The 1,321-nt window shown below is 63.1% G+C and carries 1 protein-coding gene; it reads left to right on the top strand.

The features are described 5' to 3' along the window. The coding region (locus EOD15_RS34420) for a TRCF domain-containing protein (RefSeq protein WP_281035602.1) at positions 1 to 1,321 on the top strand (1,321 nt) is incomplete at both ends.

Raw genomic sequence — 1,321 nt, 5'->3', positions numbered from 1 at the left:
ACATTGTCATCGGTACGCACGCGCTGCTTGGTTCCGCGATCTCGTTCAAGAACCTTGGCCTGCTGATCATCGACGAGGAGCAGCACTTTGGCGTCAAGCACAAGGAGCGGCTGAAGGATTTGAAAACCGACGTGCACGTGCTGACGCTGTCGGCGACACCGATCCCGCGCACGCTGCAACTGGCGTTGACCGGGGTGCGCGAGCTGTCGCTGATCGCCACGCCACCGGTCGACCGAATGGCGGTGCGCACCTTCATCTCGCCGTTCGATCCCCTGGTCATCCGCGAGACGCTCCTGCGCGAGCGTTATCGCGGCGGCCATTCCTTCTATGTGGTGCCGCGCATCAGCGATCTCTCGGAAATCCATGATTTCCTGAAGGAATCCGTGCCGGAGTTGAAGGTGGCGGTGGCACATGGCCAGATGCCGCCGGGCGAACTCGACGATATCATGAATGCCTTCTATGACGGCCAGTACGACGTGCTGTTATCGACGACCATCGTCGAATCCGGTCTCGACATCCCGACCGCCAACACGCTGATCATCCATCGCGCCGACATGTTCGGCCTGTCGCAGCTTTACCAGTTGCGCGGTCGCGTCGGTCGCTCGAAGGTGCGCGCCTATGCGCTGTTCACGCTGCCGGCCAACCGCAAGCTGACCGACACCGCCGAGCGCCGGCTGAAGGTGCTGCAATCGCTGGATACGCTGGGCGCCGGCTTCCAGCTCGCCAGCCACGACCTCGATATCAGGGGCGCCGGCAATCTTCTTGGCGAAGAGCAGTCCGGCCACATCAAGGAGGTCGGCTTTGAGCTCTACCAGCAGATGCTGGAAGAGGCCGTCGCCGAGGTGAAGGATTCCGGCGAAGTGCAGGATGGCGGCTGGTCGCCGCAGATTGCCGTCGGCACGGCGGTGATGATCCCGGAAAGCTATGTTCCGGATTTGCAGCTCCGGCTGGCGCTCTACCGCAGGCTTGGCGATCTCGAAAACACCGAGGAAATCGACGCTTTCGGCGCCGAGCTGATCGACCGCTTCGGCCCGCTGCCGGACGAGGTCAAGCATCTGCTCAAGATCGTCTTCATCAAGGCGCTCTGCCGCAAGGCCAATGTCGAGAAGCTCGACGCCGGGCCGAAGGGCGTCGTCATCCATTTCCGCAAGCGCGAATTCTCCAACCCGGTCGGGCTCGTCCGGTTCATCGGCGAGCAGGGCTCGCTGGCCAAGATCCGGCCGGACCACAGCGTCGTCTTCGTGCGCGATTGGCCAACCCCCGAGAAGCGATTGGCGGGCTCGGCGGTCGTCATGACCCAGTTGGCGCGGCTGGTGGAGAA

The organism is Mesorhizobium sp. M7A.T.Ca.US.000.02.2.1 (assembly GCF_003996995.1).
Lineage (GTDB): Bacteria > Pseudomonadota > Alphaproteobacteria > Rhizobiales > Rhizobiaceae > Mesorhizobium.
Note: the sequence above shows the minus strand (reverse complement) of the source record. Positions and strands in the feature narration are given on the sequence as shown.